The 17813-nt window shown below is 53.5% G+C and carries 20 protein-coding genes and 2 tRNA genes; 13 read left to right on the top strand and 9 right to left on the bottom strand.

The features are described 5' to 3' along the window. The first annotated feature begins 51 nt into the window (after positions 1–51). The gene (locus tag ABCO64_RS06580) at positions 52–720 is read left to right on the top strand and encodes a flavodoxin family protein (RefSeq protein ID WP_253458741.1); all 669 of its coding nucleotides are present in this window, start codon (positions 52–54) and stop codon (positions 718–720) included. On the opposite strand, the gene ABCO64_RS06585 is transcribed toward ABCO64_RS06580, so the two are convergent. After that, the gene (locus ABCO64_RS06585; protein WP_253458738.1) at positions 715–1197 is read right to left on the bottom strand and encodes a Mut7-C RNAse domain-containing protein; all 483 of its coding nucleotides are present in this window, start codon (positions 1195–1197) and stop codon (positions 715–717) included. The two genes, ABCO64_RS06580 and ABCO64_RS06585, sit on opposite strands and share 6 nt — an antisense overlap. Continuing rightward, complete coding sequence (gene amrS, locus ABCO64_RS06590; protein WP_253458735.1) at positions 1194–2213, bottom strand: AmmeMemoRadiSam system radical SAM enzyme; 1020 nt, start codon at positions 2211–2213, stop codon at positions 1194–1196. The genes ABCO64_RS06585 and amrS overlap by 4 nt, the downstream gene beginning before the upstream one ends. Positions 2214–2294: 81 nt before the next feature. Between amrS and pyrH the strand changes: the two genes are divergently transcribed. The 3 genes from pyrH (at position 2295) to nth (ending at position 3770) form a co-directional block, all read left to right on the top strand. Beyond that, positions 2295–2999: a UMP kinase gene (gene pyrH, locus ABCO64_RS06595; protein WP_253458733.1), complete on the top strand. Its 705-nt coding sequence runs from the start codon at positions 2295–2297 to the stop codon at positions 2997–2999. Positions 3000–3057: 58 nt separating this feature from the next. Then, a tRNA-Pro gene (locus ABCO64_RS06600) sits at positions 3058–3132 on the top strand. A gap of 2 nt (positions 3133–3134) precedes the next feature. Next, on the top strand, positions 3135–3770 hold the full coding sequence (gene nth, locus ABCO64_RS06605) for an endonuclease III (RefSeq protein ID WP_253458730.1): 636 nt from the start codon (positions 3135–3137) through the stop codon (positions 3768–3770). Here the strand turns inward: nth and ABCO64_RS06610 are convergent. The 4 genes from ABCO64_RS06610 to ABCO64_RS06625 all read right to left on the bottom strand — a co-directional run bounded on the left by ABCO64_RS06610 (position 3762) and on the right by ABCO64_RS06625 (position 6941). Beyond that, entirely contained in the window at positions 3762–4937 is a 1176-nt protein-coding gene (locus ABCO64_RS06610; RefSeq protein WP_253458727.1) for an inorganic phosphate transporter, read from the bottom strand. The genes nth and ABCO64_RS06610 overlap by 9 nt on opposite strands. A gap of 6 nt (positions 4938–4943) precedes the next feature. After that, a complete protein-coding gene (locus ABCO64_RS06615; RefSeq protein ID WP_253458724.1) occupies positions 4944–5573 on the bottom strand; it encodes a DUF47 domain-containing protein in 630 nt (209 codons plus the stop codon). Positions 5574–5696: 123 nt separating this feature from the next. Then, complete coding sequence (gene speB, locus ABCO64_RS06620) at positions 5697–6557, bottom strand: agmatinase (RefSeq protein WP_253458722.1); 861 nt, start codon at positions 6555–6557, stop codon at positions 5697–5699. A gap of 3 nt (positions 6558–6560) precedes the next feature. Continuing rightward, positions 6561–6941 carry a translation initiation factor IF-5A gene (locus tag ABCO64_RS06625; protein WP_253458719.1) on the bottom strand — a complete coding sequence of 127 codons (381 nt, stop codon included), beginning with the start codon at positions 6939–6941 and terminating at the stop codon, positions 6561–6563. 56 nt (positions 6942–6997) lie between these two features. Here ABCO64_RS06625 and ABCO64_RS06630 point away from each other — a divergent pair, with 56 nt between their 5' ends. The 6 genes from ABCO64_RS06630 to ABCO64_RS06655 all read left to right on the top strand — a co-directional run bounded on the left by ABCO64_RS06630 (position 6998) and on the right by ABCO64_RS06655 (position 12026). Further along, a complete protein-coding gene (locus tag ABCO64_RS06630) occupies positions 6998–7783 on the top strand; it encodes a bifunctional fructose-bisphosphatase/inositol-phosphate phosphatase (RefSeq protein WP_253458716.1) in 786 nt (261 codons plus the stop codon). Between the two features lie 3 nt (positions 7784–7786). After that, positions 7787–8605, top strand: coding sequence for an NAD(+)/NADH kinase (locus ABCO64_RS06635; RefSeq protein WP_253458713.1), 819 nt, complete (start codon positions 7787–7789; stop codon positions 8603–8605). A 66-nt stretch (positions 8606–8671) separates the two neighbouring features. Further along, positions 8672–9385 carry a DUF169 domain-containing protein gene (locus ABCO64_RS06640; RefSeq protein ID WP_253458710.1) on the top strand — a complete coding sequence of 238 codons (714 nt, stop codon included), beginning with the start codon at positions 8672–8674 and terminating at the stop codon, positions 9383–9385. Between the two features lie 79 nt (positions 9386–9464). Further along, positions 9465–9956, top strand: a complete 492-nt coding sequence (locus ABCO64_RS06645; RefSeq protein ID WP_253458707.1) for an amino acid-binding protein — start codon at positions 9465–9467, stop codon at positions 9954–9956. Continuing rightward, positions 9953–10939: a homoserine dehydrogenase gene (locus ABCO64_RS06650; RefSeq protein WP_253458704.1), complete on the top strand. Its 987-nt coding sequence runs from the start codon at positions 9953–9955 to the stop codon at positions 10937–10939. Before ABCO64_RS06645 ends, ABCO64_RS06650 begins: the two co-directional genes overlap by 4 nt. Further along, a complete protein-coding gene (locus ABCO64_RS06655; RefSeq protein WP_253458700.1) occupies positions 10923–12026 on the top strand; it encodes a sugar-specific transcriptional regulator TrmB in 1104 nt (367 codons plus the stop codon). Before ABCO64_RS06650 ends, ABCO64_RS06655 begins: the two co-directional genes overlap by 17 nt. Positions 12027–12030: 4 nt before the next feature. Here ABCO64_RS06655 and ABCO64_RS06660 read toward each other — a convergent pair whose 3' ends face one another. Next, positions 12031–12789, bottom strand: a complete 759-nt coding sequence (locus ABCO64_RS06660) for a creatininase family protein (protein WP_253458697.1) — start codon at positions 12787–12789, stop codon at positions 12031–12033. A gap of 139 nt (positions 12790–12928) precedes the next feature. On the opposite strand from ABCO64_RS06660, the gene ABCO64_RS06665 reads away from it, so the two are divergent. Then, positions 12929–13363: an FKBP-type peptidyl-prolyl cis-trans isomerase gene (locus ABCO64_RS06665; protein WP_292615911.1), complete on the top strand. Its 435-nt coding sequence runs from the start codon at positions 12929–12931 to the stop codon at positions 13361–13363. Positions 13364–13502: 139 nt separating this feature from the next. On the opposite strand, the gene ABCO64_RS06670 is transcribed toward ABCO64_RS06665, so the two are convergent. Together ABCO64_RS06670 and ABCO64_RS06675 are read right to left on the bottom strand one after the other, a co-directional pair. Then, a complete protein-coding gene (locus ABCO64_RS06670; RefSeq protein ID WP_253458693.1) occupies positions 13503–14693 on the bottom strand; it encodes a bifunctional 5,6,7,8-tetrahydromethanopterin hydro-lyase/3-hexulose-6-phosphate synthase in 1191 nt (396 codons plus the stop codon). A 131-nt stretch (positions 14694–14824) separates the two neighbouring features. Beyond that, positions 14825–15002: transfer RNA gene (locus ABCO64_RS06675), tRNA-Trp, on the bottom strand. Between the two features lie 95 nt (positions 15003–15097). Here ABCO64_RS06675 and ABCO64_RS06680 point away from each other — a divergent pair. Continuing rightward, entirely contained in the window at positions 15098–16798 is a 1701-nt protein-coding gene (locus ABCO64_RS06680; RefSeq protein ID WP_253458690.1) for an AMP-binding protein, read from the top strand. A gap of 63 nt (positions 16799–16861) precedes the next feature. After that, a complete protein-coding gene (locus ABCO64_RS06685; RefSeq protein WP_253458687.1) occupies positions 16862–17794 on the top strand; it encodes an aldolase in 933 nt (310 codons plus the stop codon). The last annotated feature ends 19 nt before the right edge of the window (positions 17795–17813 follow it).

Here is a 17813-nt window from a genome sequence, read left to right on the forward strand (position 1 = left end):
AAAAAAGTTTCTTCTGAATATCTATAAATCCGGAGCGCCAGATTCTCTTCCATGAAGATCCTTGCACTCAATGGGAGCCCGAGGGGGTACCAGAGCTCAACACGGCGCCTTCTGGCTGCTGCCTGCAAAGGAGCGTCAGAGGCAGGTGCAGAGACAAAAATCCTGGATATCTGTGAACTTGAGATCCAGTACTGCAATGCCTGCGGTACATGCTACAGAACCGGGTCATGCATCCTTGATGATGACTTCGGGATGGTGTATGGCAGCCTGCTGTCTTCAGATGGTGTCATCTTCTCGTCTCCTGTCTACATCAACTCGGTGACGGCACAGCTCAAGACATTCATTGACCGGCTTGCTGATGCTGTACACTGCCAGCGTCTTGCAGGCAGGTACGGATGCAGCATCTCGACTGCAGGCGGATCGCATGCAGAGGAGGTTGCAACATACCTCAACAGCGTCATCAATACCCTCGGCGGGGTCGCAACCGGTTCACTTGGGGTCAATATCATGGGAGATCCAGAAGCTGTGGATTCGGCCCTTTCGATGGCAGAAGCACTCGGCCGTGATCTCTGTGACGCTATAGGCGAGAAACGGAGCTACCCTGACCAGGAGGCGGATCTGTTGGTTCTGCGGCAGCGCATGATCGATCTTGTTCTGGCAAATAAGGATGAATGGAGATCCGAATATGAATACTGGGAGAGCAAGGGGGTATTTTCATAACGTCTGGTTCAGGCCCCCGATTCGCCTGATGATATCCCCGGTGTGGGATCCGTTCCAGTAGAGGCGGCTGCATGACGGGCACCGATAAAACGTGAATCCGTCCGTATCCGGCGGTGCATATGGTGTCTTCTCGATCTCCTCCCTGTCTGCATCCTCAAGTAGTGTGTTGCAGCGCGAGCAGCGGATCAGCCTCACCGAGAGCGTGATAACCCCCTGCTCCTTCAGGTACCGCACCTGGTCAAGAACGTCAGATGCCCCGATATAGATGCCCACATCCCCTGCCCGCACTGCCAGTTCACGATCACGGGTAAGGAGGATACGATCCTCCGCTTCTGCCCATGCTAGCAGGGTGGTGTCTTCACGGGGATCTCCCGGAGGAAGGCTGTCGGCACTCTCGCAGTCATAGCCGAGGAACCGAAGATACCGGGTGAGGGGACCAAGCATCCGGTCAACGAGAAATGCAGGCTCAGGTGTCATGGGAGAAGAACCGGTATCAGGTGGCCGCAGTTGCCACACCGGTTGCCAACAAGACCGGTCAGGTGAGCAGCATGGCCGCCCCTCTGGATCAGATGCTCATTGCATGACGGGCACCAGGTGTCTGTGTAGGCAGATCCCACCACATTGCCGAGATAGGGGTATACCAGTCCCAGTTCCCGTGCCCGCTCATAGATTGCTTCAAGCCGGGGAACCGGTGTCGGTGGCGGATGGTGCATCCGGTAATCCGGGCGGTAGCGGGTGAAATGCATCGGCGTTTCGGGACCAAGGCTTTCGATCACCCAGCTGATCAGGCTGTCAATCTCTGCTGGGTCATCATTTACACCGGGGATGATCAGGCTGACGGTCTCGATATGCATCCCATGCTCATGCGCGCGGATGGTTGCGTCAAGGACCGGCTGGAGTCGGCCGCCACAGACCTTCCTGTAAAAATCGTCATTGAACGCCTTGATATCCACACGGAAGGCAGTAAGCATGGGTGCCAGCTCATCCAGCGCCTCTTCGGTGATATAGCCGTTTGTGACATAGATCGTAGAGAGTCCCTCTCTGCGGGCGATTGTTCCCATATCAAGTGCATATTCGTGCCAGATGGTCGGCTCATTATAGGTCCAGGTGATACTCTCCGCACCTGATTGCTTTGCCATGCTGACACCATCTGCCGGGGGGATCGTCTGAAGCGGGATGGATTCTACGCTTGCCTGGGAGATCTCATGATTCTGGCAGTGGCGGCACCTGAAATTGCAGCCGATTCCGCCAAACGATAAGGTGGATGTCCCGGGAAGAAAATGGAACAGCGGCTTTTTTTCAATCGGGTCAACTGCAGCCGATGCCACCTTTCCATAGGTCAGGGAGATAAGCGACCCCTCCACATTTTTGCGGACACAGCAGATGCCTGCGTGCCCCTCCTTGATCAGGCAGCCGTGGGGGCAGAGCCGGCAGCGGATGGCATCCTCCTCACGCATCCATAACCGTGCGATACCAGGTCTTTCTTTTGTCATTCCCATACCTCTCATACACGTTTTCTCCCCAATCTATAATGCGGCATTATATGTGATCCATGATGAAATGATCTGGGTATCATGAAGAAAGTAGTTATCTCGCTTGGAGGGTCGGTCCTTGTCCCCACACTGGATTCCCACCTGCTTGGTGAGTGGGCGGCCACGCTCCGGGAACTTGCGCAGCACTATTCTGTCTTCTGCGTCTGTGGCGGGGGTGGAGAAGCCAGGCGGTATATCTCGGTCTGCCGGGGGCTTGGGCTTGATGATGGAACTGCAGATGAGCTTGGCATCATGGTGACACGGATCAATGCGTTCCTCCTCCTCTCTGCGCTTGGGGATGCAGCATACCCCACGGTTCCGGCAACCTACCGGGAGGCAAAAGAGGCCGCGCTTCATCAAAGGGTTGTGGTGATGGGTGGTGTTGCCCCCGGCCAGACCACCGATGCGGTCTCGGCAGTGCTTGCCGAAGAGGTGTCAGCTGACCTCCTGGTGAATGCAACAGCAATCGATGCGATCTATTCGGCAGATCCAAAGAAAGATCCCGCTGCAGAACGCTATTCCCGGATCACCCCTGCGAACCTGATTGATATCATCATGAAGGAACGGATGGGTGCGGGATCAAATATGATAGTCGATCTGCTGGCAGCAAAGATCGTGGAGAGGAGCAATATTCCGTTTATCGTGATGGATGGCAAAAATCCGGCTCTTGTCAAAGATGCGATCATAGCCGGACGTTTCGACGGAACAGTTGTGTCGGACCAGCAGAGAAACGTTCTCCCGCTCTGATAATGGCGGAAAAGAACGATACCTATTTTTAGACTGAACCCGAATAAGATAAGGTCACGGGGTAGTAGGGTAGCCTGGTCCATCCTAGAGCGTTTGGGACGCTTTGACCGCAGTTCGAATCTGCGCTACCCCATTATGGACAAACAGACTGCTCTTCTTGTTTATTCCCGGCTTTCAGGCCTCTATCCTCATACCAGCACGCAGTTTCTCGAGTCAGCGAATCCGTTCCAGTGCCTGGTACTGACGATCCTCTCTGCACAGACAACAGACCAGACTGTGAACAGGATTGCGCCACTGCTCTTTGAACAGTATCCGACAGCAGAGGCGCTTGCAGACGCTGATCTTTTTGAACTGGAAACGGTTATCCGGCCAACCGGGTTCTACCATGCAAAAGCAAAACATATCCAGGGGGCTGCGCGGACCCTGCTTGAATGGTTTTCCGGCCGTGTACCTGATACCATGGACGAGCTCCTGATGCTTCCGGGAGTCGGGCGGAAGACGGCAAATATCGTCCTCGATCATGCGTTCTCAAAAAATGTCGGCATTGCAGTGGATACCCATGTACGCAGGCTTGCACAGCGCATCGGTTTCTCTGACTCCTCAAACCCTGACCGGATAGAAGAGGATTTAATGGCCATGTTTCCGCAGGAGATCTGGGGTGAACTGACGTACTGTCTCATCCGGCATGGGAGGGAGGTCTGTTCGGCACGAAAACCTGCCTGTCCCTCCTGTGCCATTGCATCACTCTGCCGGTATGGGCAGTCAGAATAATAGTGATAACAGAACAAAGAAGCAGTAGGAGACGAGTGCAGCTGCTGGTACCGTGATGATCCAGGCAGCCACGATCTCCCTGACAATACCCCACCTGACAGCAGCAGGACCCTGGGTTGAGCCTGCCCCCATGATCGCTCCGGTGATTGCATGGGTTGTTGAGACAGGAATTCCAAGTGTTGACATCGCCGAGAGTACCATCCCTCCTGATGTGGATGCCGAGAATCCCTGGAACGGGGCAATCTTCGTGATATCATGAGCCATCTTGTCTATTACCCGCCACCCTCCGAGAAGTGTTCCGAGGGATATCGCACCACATGAAGCCAGAATAACCCAGATAGGTACTTCAAAGACAGAGATGTATCCTGCGGCAAGAAGGATCGCAGTAATGATTCCCATGGCGTTCTGGGCATCGTTTGCGCCATGACCGATTGCGTGAAGTGAGGCAGCGGCTATCTGGAGCTTTTTAAAGAGATTGTTCATCTTACGTGGCGGTCCCGCACGAGACAGGAACCTCATGATCATCCCTGAGAGGGTATATGCGGCAATAAAACCAAGGACAGGTGAGATGATAATGAAGATCGCAACAGCAAATATGCCCCGTATCTCGATCAGGCCAAGCAGCATCGAGATCGGGATCGCAAAGGCAAAACCGATCAGCGCTCCGAGAGCAGGATACTTCATATTGCGATCCCCCATGGCAAGGGCGAGACACCCGAAGATGAACCCTCCAACAAGTGTTCCAATTATTCCGTAATAGACAAAACCGGTCATTGCTGCTGTTGTTGGCCATAAGACAGCAACTATACCTCCTGCAGCAATACCCGCCCCCATGATCCCACCAACCAGAGAGTGGCTCGCTGATACGGGTATTCCAAAATGCGAACAGAAATAGAGCCAGAACACTGCTCCCACAAGACCGATGACGACAAGCGAGGGGGTGAGCAGATCGGGATTCACAATCGCGGTTCCGACTGTCTTTGCAACAGCAGTACTGAACAGAAACGGGCCGACCAGGGTGAAAAAAGCAGCAAGGACAATCGCCTTCAGGGGGGTTAATGCCCGGGTTGCAACAACGGTAGCGATGACGTTTGCCGCATCATTTAGCCCGTTGACGAAATTGAAAAGCAGGGCGAGTGCAATCCCGGCAATGATCAGCAGTTCCATATATGCTCACGAATAGCGAATTGCAATATCGGCAAGGACATTTGCCGCATCCTCGCACCTGTCTGTCGCCTCTTCAAGGCTCTCATAGATCTCTTTGAGCTTGATGATACGGATCGCATCCTCGCTTTTGAAGAGATCCTGGATTGCATGTGAGAGGACATCATCTGCAAGGTTCTCAAGCCTGTTTATCTCGATACATTTCTGTTCAAGCAGCTTTGGATTCTTGAGCGATCGGATCTCCCTGACCGCTTTTGCGACCTCTGCAGCACAGAAGTAGACGATCTTGGCAAATTCCCTCATATATGCATCCGTCTCTTCAATGCCGTAATTCTGCATCTTCCTGGCAGTGTTGTCAATAAAATCCAGGATGTCGTCAAGTGCAGTCGTCAGGCGGGAGATCTCTGCAGGCTCAAGGGGGGTGATAAAACTCCGGCTCAGCTCGGCAAAGGCATGATGCGCCAGTGAGTCTCCCTGATGTTCGAGTTTTTTAATCTCCCTGATCTTTCTGTCGACATCCTCATAATCATCGACAAGATCGACAAGGAGCCGTCCAGCCTCCGCAGTAGTATCTGCGAGCTGCTCGAAGATATCATAGAAGATATATTCTTTTGGAAGAATCCAGTCTCGTATACTCACAAGACACCACTCTTAGAACGTAGTGGAAAGATAAAAAGGTCGTGTTTTGACATCGCACCATCTCTGTTCAACATCTCAAATCAGTTGCCCCGTCCGGAACCGTTTCAATCAAAACAACTGGTTTTATTCGCTGCCAGTGCCGGATGCTTCCCTGCACCCGATAAATTCACGAATCATCCGTGCAGCAACCCCCGCGGTCTGTTCTGAATCGCAGGGAAGCACCTCAACATAATCAAATGCAACCGCCAGAGGTGCAAGCGCCCGGATGACGGATCTGAGATCCCAATGGGTGATACCGAAAGGATCAGGCGTCCCAAGCCCCGGAGTCAGGCACGAATCGACTGCATCTGCATCTATTGAGAGGTAGAGGGGATCAGATCTGATCATTTCCTTCACCTCACGCAGGATCGCATCAATACCTCTCTCCCTCACCATATCTGCTGTATAGACGGTATGCCTGGCTGCATGGGCAAACTCCTCTTTTGAACCGCTCCGTGCGCCGATGATGATGATATTCTCAACTCCCATCTCCTCAACCCGTGCAGAGACACAGTCATGGTTATACCGGCTGCCCCGGTATTCGTCCTGGAAATCGAGATGAGCATCACAGACCAGATACCAGCGGGGCCGCACAGCGCGCACAGCACCGATCGTGATCGAATGCTCTCCACCAAGCATCACCGGCACTTTTCCGTCTGCGAGGATCATTGAGACCGTATCTTCGACCTGGTTTGTGACCGATTCGGGGTCAGTTTCCGTATACATATCACCGAGATCGCAGAAGGGAACGTCTGTGAGGTCGAGATCATACTCCGGCATATAGGGTTCGAAATTGTAGGAGACGGCCCGGATGGCGTTTGGAGCCGCCCGTGTGCCTGGCTTATACGATGTTGTGCCGTCATAGGGCACGCCGAATATGACATACCGTGCCTCGGTATAGGAGGCTTCAGCATCGGCAAAAAGTGGGGTTGCAAAAGATTGCATATTCTAGATGTCAAGCTTCCGTTTGCCCATTGATTCGATATATGGGAGCTCTTTCCCTGGCTCAGCTTTTCCGAGCTGATCATCCTCAACAGCAAGATCGAAATTTGTGTAATCTTTCATATCCATGAATGATACGACATTGCCAGCAATACTGATCACCTGTCCGCTCTTCCGCTCGACAATTGGTGTGTAAATCTTCGCGCCGACAGGTGCAACGAATGAGCGCTTGACACCGTCAAAGATACCGGTTGCCTCAATACGTGCCTTTGCCGCACCATGCTTGCCGGGCTTTGAGATAGAAATACTCTGGATCTTGCAGGGTTCTTCTTCAATGACAACGTAACGCCCTTCTTTGAGCTTCCCAACTTCTGTCTGTTCTTTCATGATGTTTACTCGCAGGAGTAATTTATTGAATCCGAAGAACATAAAGACAACGCAGGATGAGAGAAACACCCTTCCTTGCTGCCTGCCGTTCCATCCAGCTGGCATTACAGAGAGAGATCGCGTCTGTTCCTGGTACTGATCAGGGTGGGCAGATCGTCGGGATGGGTGCGGATCAATCCCCGACAAAGGCCATAGATCAGATTGCAGAGCGATGCGTCCTCAGTCTGCTTGAGGATGCAGGGATCTGCAGCATGGTGCTGAGTGAAGAGGCTGGCATGGTCTCCATGCCGGGTGAGCAGGGAACAATCTATCTCGATCCAATTGATGGAACCTTCAATGCCGTATCAGGGATTCCGTTTTATGCCCTCTCTCTTGCATATGGTGAGGGCGGCGCTATCCAGGAGGGTTTTGTGCTGGATCTCGCTTCTTCAGAGGAGTTCTATGCGGTTCGTGGCGGTGGTGCATACTGCAATGGCTCCCCGATACATGTATCATCTGTCTCGCTCTTAGAGAAGAGTGCAATGAGCCTGTATGGCAAGAAGTTTGATCCCGGCCGCGCCATGCAGCTGGGCAGCAGGATCCGGCGCTGGCGTCTCTTTGGAGCATCTGCACTCGAGCTCTGCTATGTTGCCTGCGGCAGGCTGGATGGGTTTGTCGATCTCAGAAACACACTCCGCGTAACCGATGCTGCAGCAGGAATGCTCATCTGCAGGGAGGCTGGCGGCATGGTATCGGGACTGGATGGAACACCTGTTCATTTTCCAGATGATGTCGGGGTTGGGAGGTGCATGGTGGCGACAAATGCTGCGATCCACCGGAAAGTGATCGAATACCTGAGGTGACGCATGCGTTTCTTTCTTTTCTCACGGATAGACCGCGCTGAGGCGGTTGCATTTGCAGGCAGCCTTGCTGCGGATCTTGCCTCTGCAGGCCATGAGGTTCTCTTAGAAGAGAATACTGCCCATAAGCTCCATAAAGATGGCATAGGTTTTGATGATATGCCCGGGAAAGCCGATATCGTGGTTGCTATCGGTGGAGACGGCACCGTGCTGCGGGCGGTCTCGGCAATGAAGCACCAGGTCCCGATCATCGGGGTCAACTGGGGTGAAGTCGGGTTTTTGGCGGATCTCGAACGCGGCCATGCCTCATCGTTTCTCAGATCCCTTGAACCTGGTTTTCCCATCGAGAAGCGGATGCGCCTCTCGTTTGAAGATGAGACCGGCAGCATTGGAGAGGCCCTGAATGAAGCGTTGATCGTCACCTCGCGCCCTGCCAAGATGCTCAGGTTCTCTATTGTCATTGATGATATCGTTGCAGAGACATTCCGGGCAGACGGGGTCATCCTCAGCACGCCGACGGGATCGACTGCCTATGCGATGAGCGCAGGCGGGCCTATTGTTGATCCGGGGATAGACGGGGTCCTGCTTGTGCCACTGGCGCCATACATGCTCTCATCACGGCCGCATATCATCTCAACAGAGAGAAAGATAGAGATCCGCCTTGAGAGTGACAAACCGGCAAACCTTGTGATCGACGGGGTGGAGATCAGGCGGCTTGGTCTCTCTGCCTCAATCCGTGTCAGACGTTCAGAGCACCCGGCACACTTCATCACGGCCAGGCGGACCTTCTTTGAGAAGGTTGAGCAGAAACTCAGGCGTCTCTGATCATCAGGTTTATCTTGAAGCGAACAAAAGGGGTCTTCAGGAGCGAAAGAAGAAGGTGACGAAACGATGGAAGATATGCAATCAGATCCGGAGTATGCAGCACTAGCAGGGGTGCTGAAGAGCGAACTCAGCCTCACAGGCTCTCCTGTGGCAATCAGACTGGCAGGATCAGAGAAAGAGATCCCCTCCGGTATGGAAGAGGCTGAGTCGGAGATGCGGCACTGCCAGATGGTCTCAATGGCACGAACCGATGGCAGATGTTTCTATGCCCCGGTTTCAAAACACACGTGTATGGGGGGGAGCTGGGCACTTGGCCTCCGCGAACGCACCCCGTCTCTTGCTTCAGGGGAGTTCTACTATGCACTTGGGAAGTACGAGAGCTGGGCTGCCTGCCGTCGGACCATCGATCGGATCCCGCATCTGCCTTCAGGCGGGACATATGCAACCCTGTATGCACCACTTGAATCAACACCGTTTGCCCCCCACGTTGTGCTCATTGTGGCAGAACCCCGTCCGATGCTGAAGATGGCCCAGTCGCTCCTCTACCGCCTGGGTGGCCGAATTCATGCGGAGATGTCGGGTATCCAGTCAGTCTGCTCGGATGCGACTGCAATGGTGTACCTGAACGGGGATGCGAATATCTCGCTTGGCTGTGACGGCTCAAGGAAATTCTCCGGGATTGCAGATGGTGAGATGGTGATGGGGCTGCCTGCCGAACGGCTCGGCGAGATTGCAGACCTGCTCCCGATCATCAGCGGTGCGAAGGGTTCAAAGAAATAATTCCTTTTTGATCTCCGAATCCTTCTTATCGGTATGTGACGATTTATACAACAGGGAGTGATCCAGAGTGCAGATCTCAATGAAGCTCGAGTTAAAGGATACACCGGGGCAACTGCTTGGGGCATTAAAACCCATCTCGGATATAGGTGGCAATATCATTACTATCATCCACCAGCGCGATCCGACATCAACTGCAAATACCCTGACCGTGGATGTTGTTTTGGAACTCCCTGAGAAGAAACTGGATACACTGATCCAGATCCTCCGGGACCGGGGCTGCGGCGTGATCCGGATCGGCAAGGAGCGGCTCCTCCAGAAACAGACCCTGATCATGATCGGTCATCTGATGCATACGGATCTGACGGACACAGTTGATCAGATTGACCAGACCGGGTATGCAGAGGTCTCTGAACTCCACATGGTGATGCCCGCAATAAACGAGCCTTCAACTGCAAAGATGACGATACGTGCCGTTTCTCCAGAGGATATGCAGCGGGCGGTTGCACTCCTCCATTCGGTCTCCAGACGAAAAAATATCCTTGTGCTCGAACCGCTGGAGGGTGTGGAATGAGGATTGCCATCATCGGATTTGGGGCAGTTGGCCAGGGACTTGCCCGGGTGCTTGCCGCAGACGATCATGGCTTCAGCGTGACAGCAATTGCTGATTCGAAATCCGCAGTCATCGCGCCAGAAGGACTTGATCCTGACACAGTGCTCGCTTTCAAGAGAGAGACCGGCCTCTGCGGTACAGCCGGCCTTGCTGCATCTGATATCCTTGCTTCAGGTGCCTTTGATATTCTGGTCGAGACGTCGCCGACAAATGCAAATGGCGGAGAACCTGCGACGTCGATCATCAGGTCTGCCCTTAGTGCTGGAAAGCATGTTGTCACCTCCAACAAGGGGCCGATCGCCTGTGCCTTCCAGGCGCTGCAGGAGACTGCCGATCAATCCGGCGCCCATCTCATGTACGAGGCGACGGTTGCCGGTGCTGTTCCGATCGTCAATGCACTCAGGAGCGGGCTTGCAGGGAACTCTGTCCGCTCTCTTCACGGTATTCTCAATGGCACCTGCAACTATATCCTGACACGGATGCGTGACGAGGGCCTGACCTACTCCCAGGCGCTCCAGGAAGCACGCGATCTCGGGTATGCGGAGGCTGATCCGACCTATGATGTCCAGGGGATCGATACCGCGATCAAGCTGGTGATCCTTGCAAACACCATCCTCGGGATGAATGTGGACCTGGCAGATGTGGAGATCAATGGTATCGACCTGATCACCGCCGAGTCGCTGACGCTGGCTGAAGACCAGGGTGCCACGATTCGGCTGATCGGGGAGATCCTGCCTGAGAAGAACCAGGTCAGGGTCTCGCCCCGTCTTATCCCGCTCGATCACCCGCTGGTTGTTGACGGGACACTGAATGCGATATCTGTCTGCTGTGACCTTGCCGGGCCTGTAACCTTCATCGGAAAGGGTGCAGGCCCGATTCCCACTGCAAGTGCAATCCTTGCTGATCTCATACTGATCAGGAACTGCCATGGCCGGGGTGCTTGAGAAGAGGAATAAAATCCTCTCCCTGATGAGGCGTATAACGCTTGAAGACGGTTCGTTTACTGTTTCACAGATAGCTGGTGCTGTTGGTATCCCAAGGACTACTGCCCAGGACTGGATCAACCGTCTTCTCGAGGAGGAATGTATCATCCTCGATTCCCCCGGCAAAGGGAGGGAACCTGCACGGTATGTCGCCCGGACAGCACTGCCGCAGACACTCTGCAAGCGGATCTTTACAACCTGTGATGATGATATCGTCGAGATCTACCATGAATGTATGAGTGCCGGGTGTGCGGCTTTCTGCAGGCATCATCACGGCCGCACCGGCGGTGTGCTGACACATGTCAAAAGGGACGGGACCCTTCTCCGGGAACGTGGAGCGATCGGCTCAGTCTCTGCGGATGTGGGGCTTTCACCGCTCCCGGCAGTTGGTGTCATCTCGATTCAGCGGGAAGATGACAGAATCGTCCATACCATCCGGTCTTTCGGTGGCCCGTCCTATTCGCTCACCGAGATGATGTCACGTGCCCGGGGTGTTCTGGGGGTTTCAACCCGACGGAGCGGGACGATCGTGGAAGGCGATGTCTATACAAAGGCACTCTCGCTTGTTGTCGTCGGGGTTGATGATACCGACTCCGCTGGTGATGGTGCGACATTTGCCCTTGCCTATGCCCTGCTCCAGCAGCTCGGCAGGACTGAGGGGGTGAAGCCGATTGCCCACCAGGTTGCCATGCTCTGGCCGGGGGTTGCCAATAAGACTGCTGGCAACTCATGCAGCCTCATCGAGTTTGCTGCTGAGCCCGATCATCTGGATGCGATCATTGATCAGGCGATCTCGTTTGTCTCAGGTGAGTCTGCCTCAGAAGAATGGGGGGTTGCGGTCAGAGTTGGGATCAGGGTACACCCCTTGCTTCGTGCCTATGGGGCAAAGGTCCGGCGGGAGGAAATTACCCGCGAGGAGGCAGCGGCTCTGGCTGAAGAGACCGGTATCCGTCTTGCCGGGGGGAGGGGGGTTATCGGGGCTCTTGCTGCTGTCTCGCTCCATGGATGCGATGAGGAGACGCTGCTCAACCCAAATATTGAAATCTGATCTCTCAGGTTGTATACCCGGTTTTCCAGCCCGTCTCATTCTGCCTGGTGAGCATTGCAACGATTGCATCCACCAGTGTTTCTTTCATCACCATTCCTTTCTCAACACTTGCCTTTGTCGGATCTCCTGTTGCGCCGGTATCGGTTATCTCTGAAGAGAGCCAGATCATCTTCCCAAACTCCGGGAGGTCCGGGACCCGTCCCCTGGCGAGTTCCGGCTGGCAGAGCTCTTCAAAGAGTGCAAGGCCAATTGAGAGTTCTCCCTCGCCGCCGTGTCCAAGCCCTCCCCAGACCTCGAAGAAGCCATCCGGAAGGAGGGGCCCGAGGCTTTCCCACCATGCACCGAGTGTGATGATATTCATATCCGGATGAGCGGCCTTCACCTTGAGTGCGGCAATCTCGATTGGTGCGATATTGCCGTCATGACCATTGAGAATGAAGATGTTCCTGATGCCCTCACGATACACCGAGAGCAGAATATCCCTGATAATGGCAGTCTGGGTCTCAAAACCAAGCGAGACGGTGAAAGAGAAGTTGCGGTACTGATCAGATGCCCCATAGGGGACAACCGGAAGGACGGCTGCACCGGGGATCTTCTCTGCAACCTCTTCGGCAAGGATTGCGGCAGTAAGTGCGTCTGTTCCAAAGGGAAGGTGGCCGCCGTGGCTTTCGAGGGATCCAAGTGGGAGGATCACGATGTCAAACGGATGATCCCGATACTCTGCTGCCGTCATCTGCTGGATCAGGTGGGGGTTCTTTTTCATATTGCAGTCTGAATGCTGATCTTGTTCTTCTACCTTTTCCCTGTCTGGAGAACCGGGTTTCTCAAGATTCTATAATGAAGGGAGTGTTCATCGCCCGATCCGATTCTTTCTTATAGCATCAACCCTTACGTCTCTGGATATGACAACAGTAGCAATTGGTGATCATGTTAAGGTCCACTATACCGGTACACTCGAAGACGGCGAGGTTTTTGATTCGTCGCTCGAACGCGAACCGCTTGAGTTCGAAGTCGGTGCCGGCCAGGTGATTGCAGGGTTCGATCAGGGTATCGAAGGTATGGAGGCAGGAGAGTCCCGCCGCATTGAAGTACCTGCAGACCAGGCATATGGCGAGCGCAACGAAGAGATCGTCTTCCCGGTACCAAAGGACCAGTTCCCACCGGATATCTCTCCAAGTGTCGGAGACCGTTTCCAGGTGCAGGTTGGAGAAGACCAGGTGATTGAAGTCGGTGTTGCCGAGATCAATGATGACTCGATCACACTTGATGCAAATCACCCGCTCGCCGGAAAGAACCTCATCTTTGAAGTAACGCTTGTTGAGATTGTTGAGGCCTGAAAAAGCGTCCTCGTCACCCTTTTCTTTTTTTTGAGCATAGTGCTGGTGTGTAGCCTGACGTCTCGCTGCCAACGCACCATGCAGTACCCGTATCGGGATGTTTGTGTTGAAGCCTTGGGATGGGTTTAAAAAAAAGTGTTTAGAAGTCCGTCATGATACGGAACTGATCGATCTCTTCCTGGTTGATCTCTGCTAAGAATTCTTCTGCTGCGTTCTGGATATTCTTGCTTGCGGTGATGGCACGGCCGACAACAATGATGTCTGCACCTGATTCAAGGGCTTTCTTAACTACATTCACCCGTATGCCGCCAGCTGTTGCTACCAGCACCTTCCCGCCTGCAGCCTTCCTGATTGCGGGGATGTCGCCCCAGGAATAGTCTGATCCCTCGGCATCGATTGCCCTGTGCATCTCAACGATGTGGGGGAGGGCGTTTGCCTGTGCAAGTGACTTGACCAGGTCAACCGGGCTCTTGACATTGAGCATATCGATGATCGCATAGATTCCGGTTTTCCGGGCCTCTTTGACGGCTTTCTCAATGGTTGAGACTGGTGCAAGCCCTGAGATGACGACTGCGTCTGCTGAAGCGTTTGCACACATCCGTGTCTCGAGGTTTCCGGTATCGAGTGTCTTGAGATCGGCGATGATGAAGGAGTTTGGCCTGATCTTTCGGATCTCGCTGATGACCTGGAGGCCGAACTGCTTGATGAGCGGCGTGCCCGCCTCAATGATCAGGTGGTCGTTTGCGGGGAGTTCTGTTAAGACCCGTTCAACCTGTTTCATATCAACAAGATCCAGTGCAACCTGGAGATATGGCGGGTTCCAGAGACGCTGAACCTTGAATCCCATAACAGCGTGTGCTGCCCGGTCTTTCTCATGGAGGATCGTCTTCTCGTCAGGGAACTGTTCAAATGCCCTTGAGAGCGAGAGTTTCATTGCGCCGTAATTGAACCGGTAGATCTTATTGTAGTCTTTTGCATCCGGCGCAAGGTAGACACTGGCGATGATGACGATATCATCGATATTCATACCGGCAAAGAGCCCCTCTTCCAGGCTGTCGGCAACTGCTTTTGCGACTGCCGCCTGAACTGGTCCAAACATCTCGTTTACCTGTTCTGTCCGTTTCAGCGTCACTTTCGGAATGATGACGGTTGCGGGTTTTGTCAGGAGATTTGGTCGGATCACAGCCAGAAGAGGCGTGTGTCCTGCCGAGAGCTGGGATAGTGCATTGGCAAATGCGGTTCCTACAGGCCCGTTCTTATCTCCTACCAGAAGATCGATGTGCGCAAGTTCTGCGCCATCTCCAACTAATGCTTCACCTATTGCATACATACAGATGTTCCTGCCTTGCTGTATTGATATGATTCGTAATTATATAAATTGTCAAGCAGCTGTCTTTCGATCAACCTGCCTGCAGGTTTCCTGTTATTTCAGAATAAGAGTGGCAATGTGTGGGAAAAAGGTGGGGTCGGTGAGATTTGAACTCACGATCGACGGGTCTCTCCGACAGGCGTGAGAAGCGGATAATTGTGCATCAGCGCTCCAACGGGTCATCATCTTAATCAAATCAGCAGACCCGATTGTTCATCATACGCCAAGACCGCTGGAGCCCGTCGCCATACCGGACTAGGCCACGACCCCCTTTTGTCCAATATAAAATTGTGCTATCCTGATTTAAATATTCCGAACTATTGTTTCGATACTTTTTTTCTCCTGTAGCTGTTACGTGTTAAGGAATGGTGGTTGGCAGTTATGCATGCGGTGTCTCGGAGATACCGCTGATGGGTGAGACGATTGGTGATATGCTCAATCGTATCGCAGCGAAATATCCGGATACCGAAGCTCTTGTTTCTGTACACCAGGGAATACGGTATACCTACCGGGAATTTCTTGAAGAGGTGAACCGCTTTGCCCGCGGGCTGATGTCGCTTGGGGTTGAGCGCGGTGACCGTGTCGCAATCTGGGCTCTGAATTATGCTGAATGGGTCATTATCCAGTTTGCCACAGCAAAAATCGGGGCTATCATGGTGAATATCAATCCTGCATACCGGACTTATGAGCTTGAGTTTGCCCTGAGGCAGGCCGAGGTCCAGACCCTGATTCTGCAGGATTCATTTAAGACATCCGATTATGTCGGCATGTTCTACGAGGCATGTCCCGAGGCGCTAGAGTCACGGCCCGGAAAGATCAAAGCCGATTCATTTCCTTTCCTCAAACATGTCATCTTCATGGGTGAAGAGAAGAAGAGCGGGATGTTTACCTGGAATGAGATTTGCGAGAAGGCTGGCGAGGTATCATCAGCTGAGCTCACAGAACGGGAGGCTGTTTTGGAGTTTGATGATCCAATCAATATCCAGTATACGTCCGGAACAACCGGGTTTCCAAAAGGGGTTGTCCTCTCCCACCACAGTATCATGAATAACGGGTTTATCATCGGCGAGGGGATGCGGTTTACCGAAAAAGACCGGCTCTGTATTCCGGTTCCGTTCTATCACTGTTTTGGGATGGTGCTCTCAAACCTTGCCTGTGTAACCCATGGGTCGACGATGGTCCTCCCCTCCCCTGTCTTCAATGCAGGTGCGGTGCTCCAGGCGATCCAGGATGAGCGCTGTACAGCTGTTCATGGTGTTCCAACAATGTTCATCGCAGAACTGTCGCATCCTGATTTTGACTCTTTTTCACTTGATACGCTCAGGACCGGGATCATGGCGGGATCTCCCTGCCCGATAGAAGTGATGAAGGAGGTGAATACCCGGATGCATATGTCCGAGATTGTCATCGTCTATGGCCAGACCGAGACGGCACCCGGGGTGACGATGTCGACAGTGACGGATCCCCTTGAACGGCGGGTATCTACTGTCGGGCGTGTGATGCCGCATACCGAGCTGAAGATCATTGATCCCAATACCCGGCGGCTTGTGCCACGGGGAGAGCCGGGCGAGATCTGTGCCCGCGGATACATGGTGATGAAGTGCTACTACAACAATCCAAGCGCTACCCATAACACCATTGATCCAAATGGATGGAACCATACCGGCGATCTCGGTGTCATGGATGAGGAAGGATATTTCCGGATTGTCGGGAGGCTGAAAGAGATGGTGATCAGGGGTGGCGAGAATATCTATCCCCGCGAGATCGAGGAGTACCTGCATAACCATCCGGCGATAGCGGATGTCTATGTGATCGGGGTTCCTGATATCAGGTATGGCGAGGAGCTGATGGCCTGGGTGAAAGTTGAGGATGGCGCTACCCTGACCGAGGAGGAGATCCGTTCGTTCTGCAAAGGCCGGATCGCCCACTTCAAAATACCCCGCTACTATATGTTCGTCGATTCGTTCCCAATGACCATCTCTGGCAAGATCCAGAAGTTCAAGATGCGTGAGATCGCAATTAAAGAGCTCGGTCTTGAGGATGCCGAGAGCGTTGAGACTGCCTGACCCTCTCAATTCTGATCTTAAACCCACAGAAGGCTTGATAACCCTTCACCACAACCCTTTCCCATGGGGTATGAGATAGTTCTCATCGATCTGGGTGAGAAGGATAAACTCCTGTCTTCGCTTGACAGGTCCCGGCTTTACGAGGTCAGAAGCGAGATCCATGGGTGCTGTATCAAGCTGCTCACGGATTCGGATGAGGTGAAGAACCGCTATTCCGAGAACTTCTTTTTTGCATCGCAGTCGATCCGGTCGCATGGCCGTCTCTTTGTCCTCGAAAACGAGGCGTTTCCCGAAAACGCAGTCCGGTACGATCCCGTCTCAAAGACAGCATTCCTCTTTAATATGACCTATTACGGGTGGATCAAGTCGATTGCACTTGCTCTTGCGGGCGATATCCTGGAAGACGGCCACGGGATTGCGTCGTGTCATGGTGCCTGTCTGGATTACCGGGGTGAAGGCTTTGCGATCGTCGGGACGTCGGGTGCAGGAAAGACGACCCAGACATATGGGTTTCTGCTTGATGAGTCCGTCAGGGCAATTGCAGACGACTGGTTCTTCTTCAGGATCTTCGGAGGTGAAGCGCTTGCATACTCAAGTGAAAAGAACTTTTATATACGGGCTGATCTTGCTGCTGCATGGCCTTCCTTTGCCCCATTGCTCAAGCGGGCAGATTATGATGCAGAAGGGCGGGCGGTTGTTGATCTCCGGTGGGCGATCGGGAAGGGCCGGATCTTTCCCCTGACAACGCTCCGGCGGCTTCTGATCCTGACACCAGAAGAGGTGGAGGTACGGACGCTCTCCCCGGATGAGGCACTGTCGATGCTTGAACACAACTCCTATTTCAACCCCCATCTGCTTGTGAAGAGCGGGTATAAGGCAGAGGCAAGGCAGACGTACTACCGGTGGCTCCTTGAACGGGTGGAGGTGCAGCTTGTTGGACGGAAGGGAACACCTGAGGAGACGCTTGCACTGTTGCGGGATATCATTGGGATCTGAGTGGCTGGATTGGTGGCAG

This window comes from Methanocalculus natronophilus (assembly GCF_038751955.1).
In the GTDB taxonomy this organism is placed as follows: Archaea; Halobacteriota; Methanomicrobia; order Methanomicrobiales; family Methanocorpusculaceae; genus Methanocalculus; species Methanocalculus natronophilus.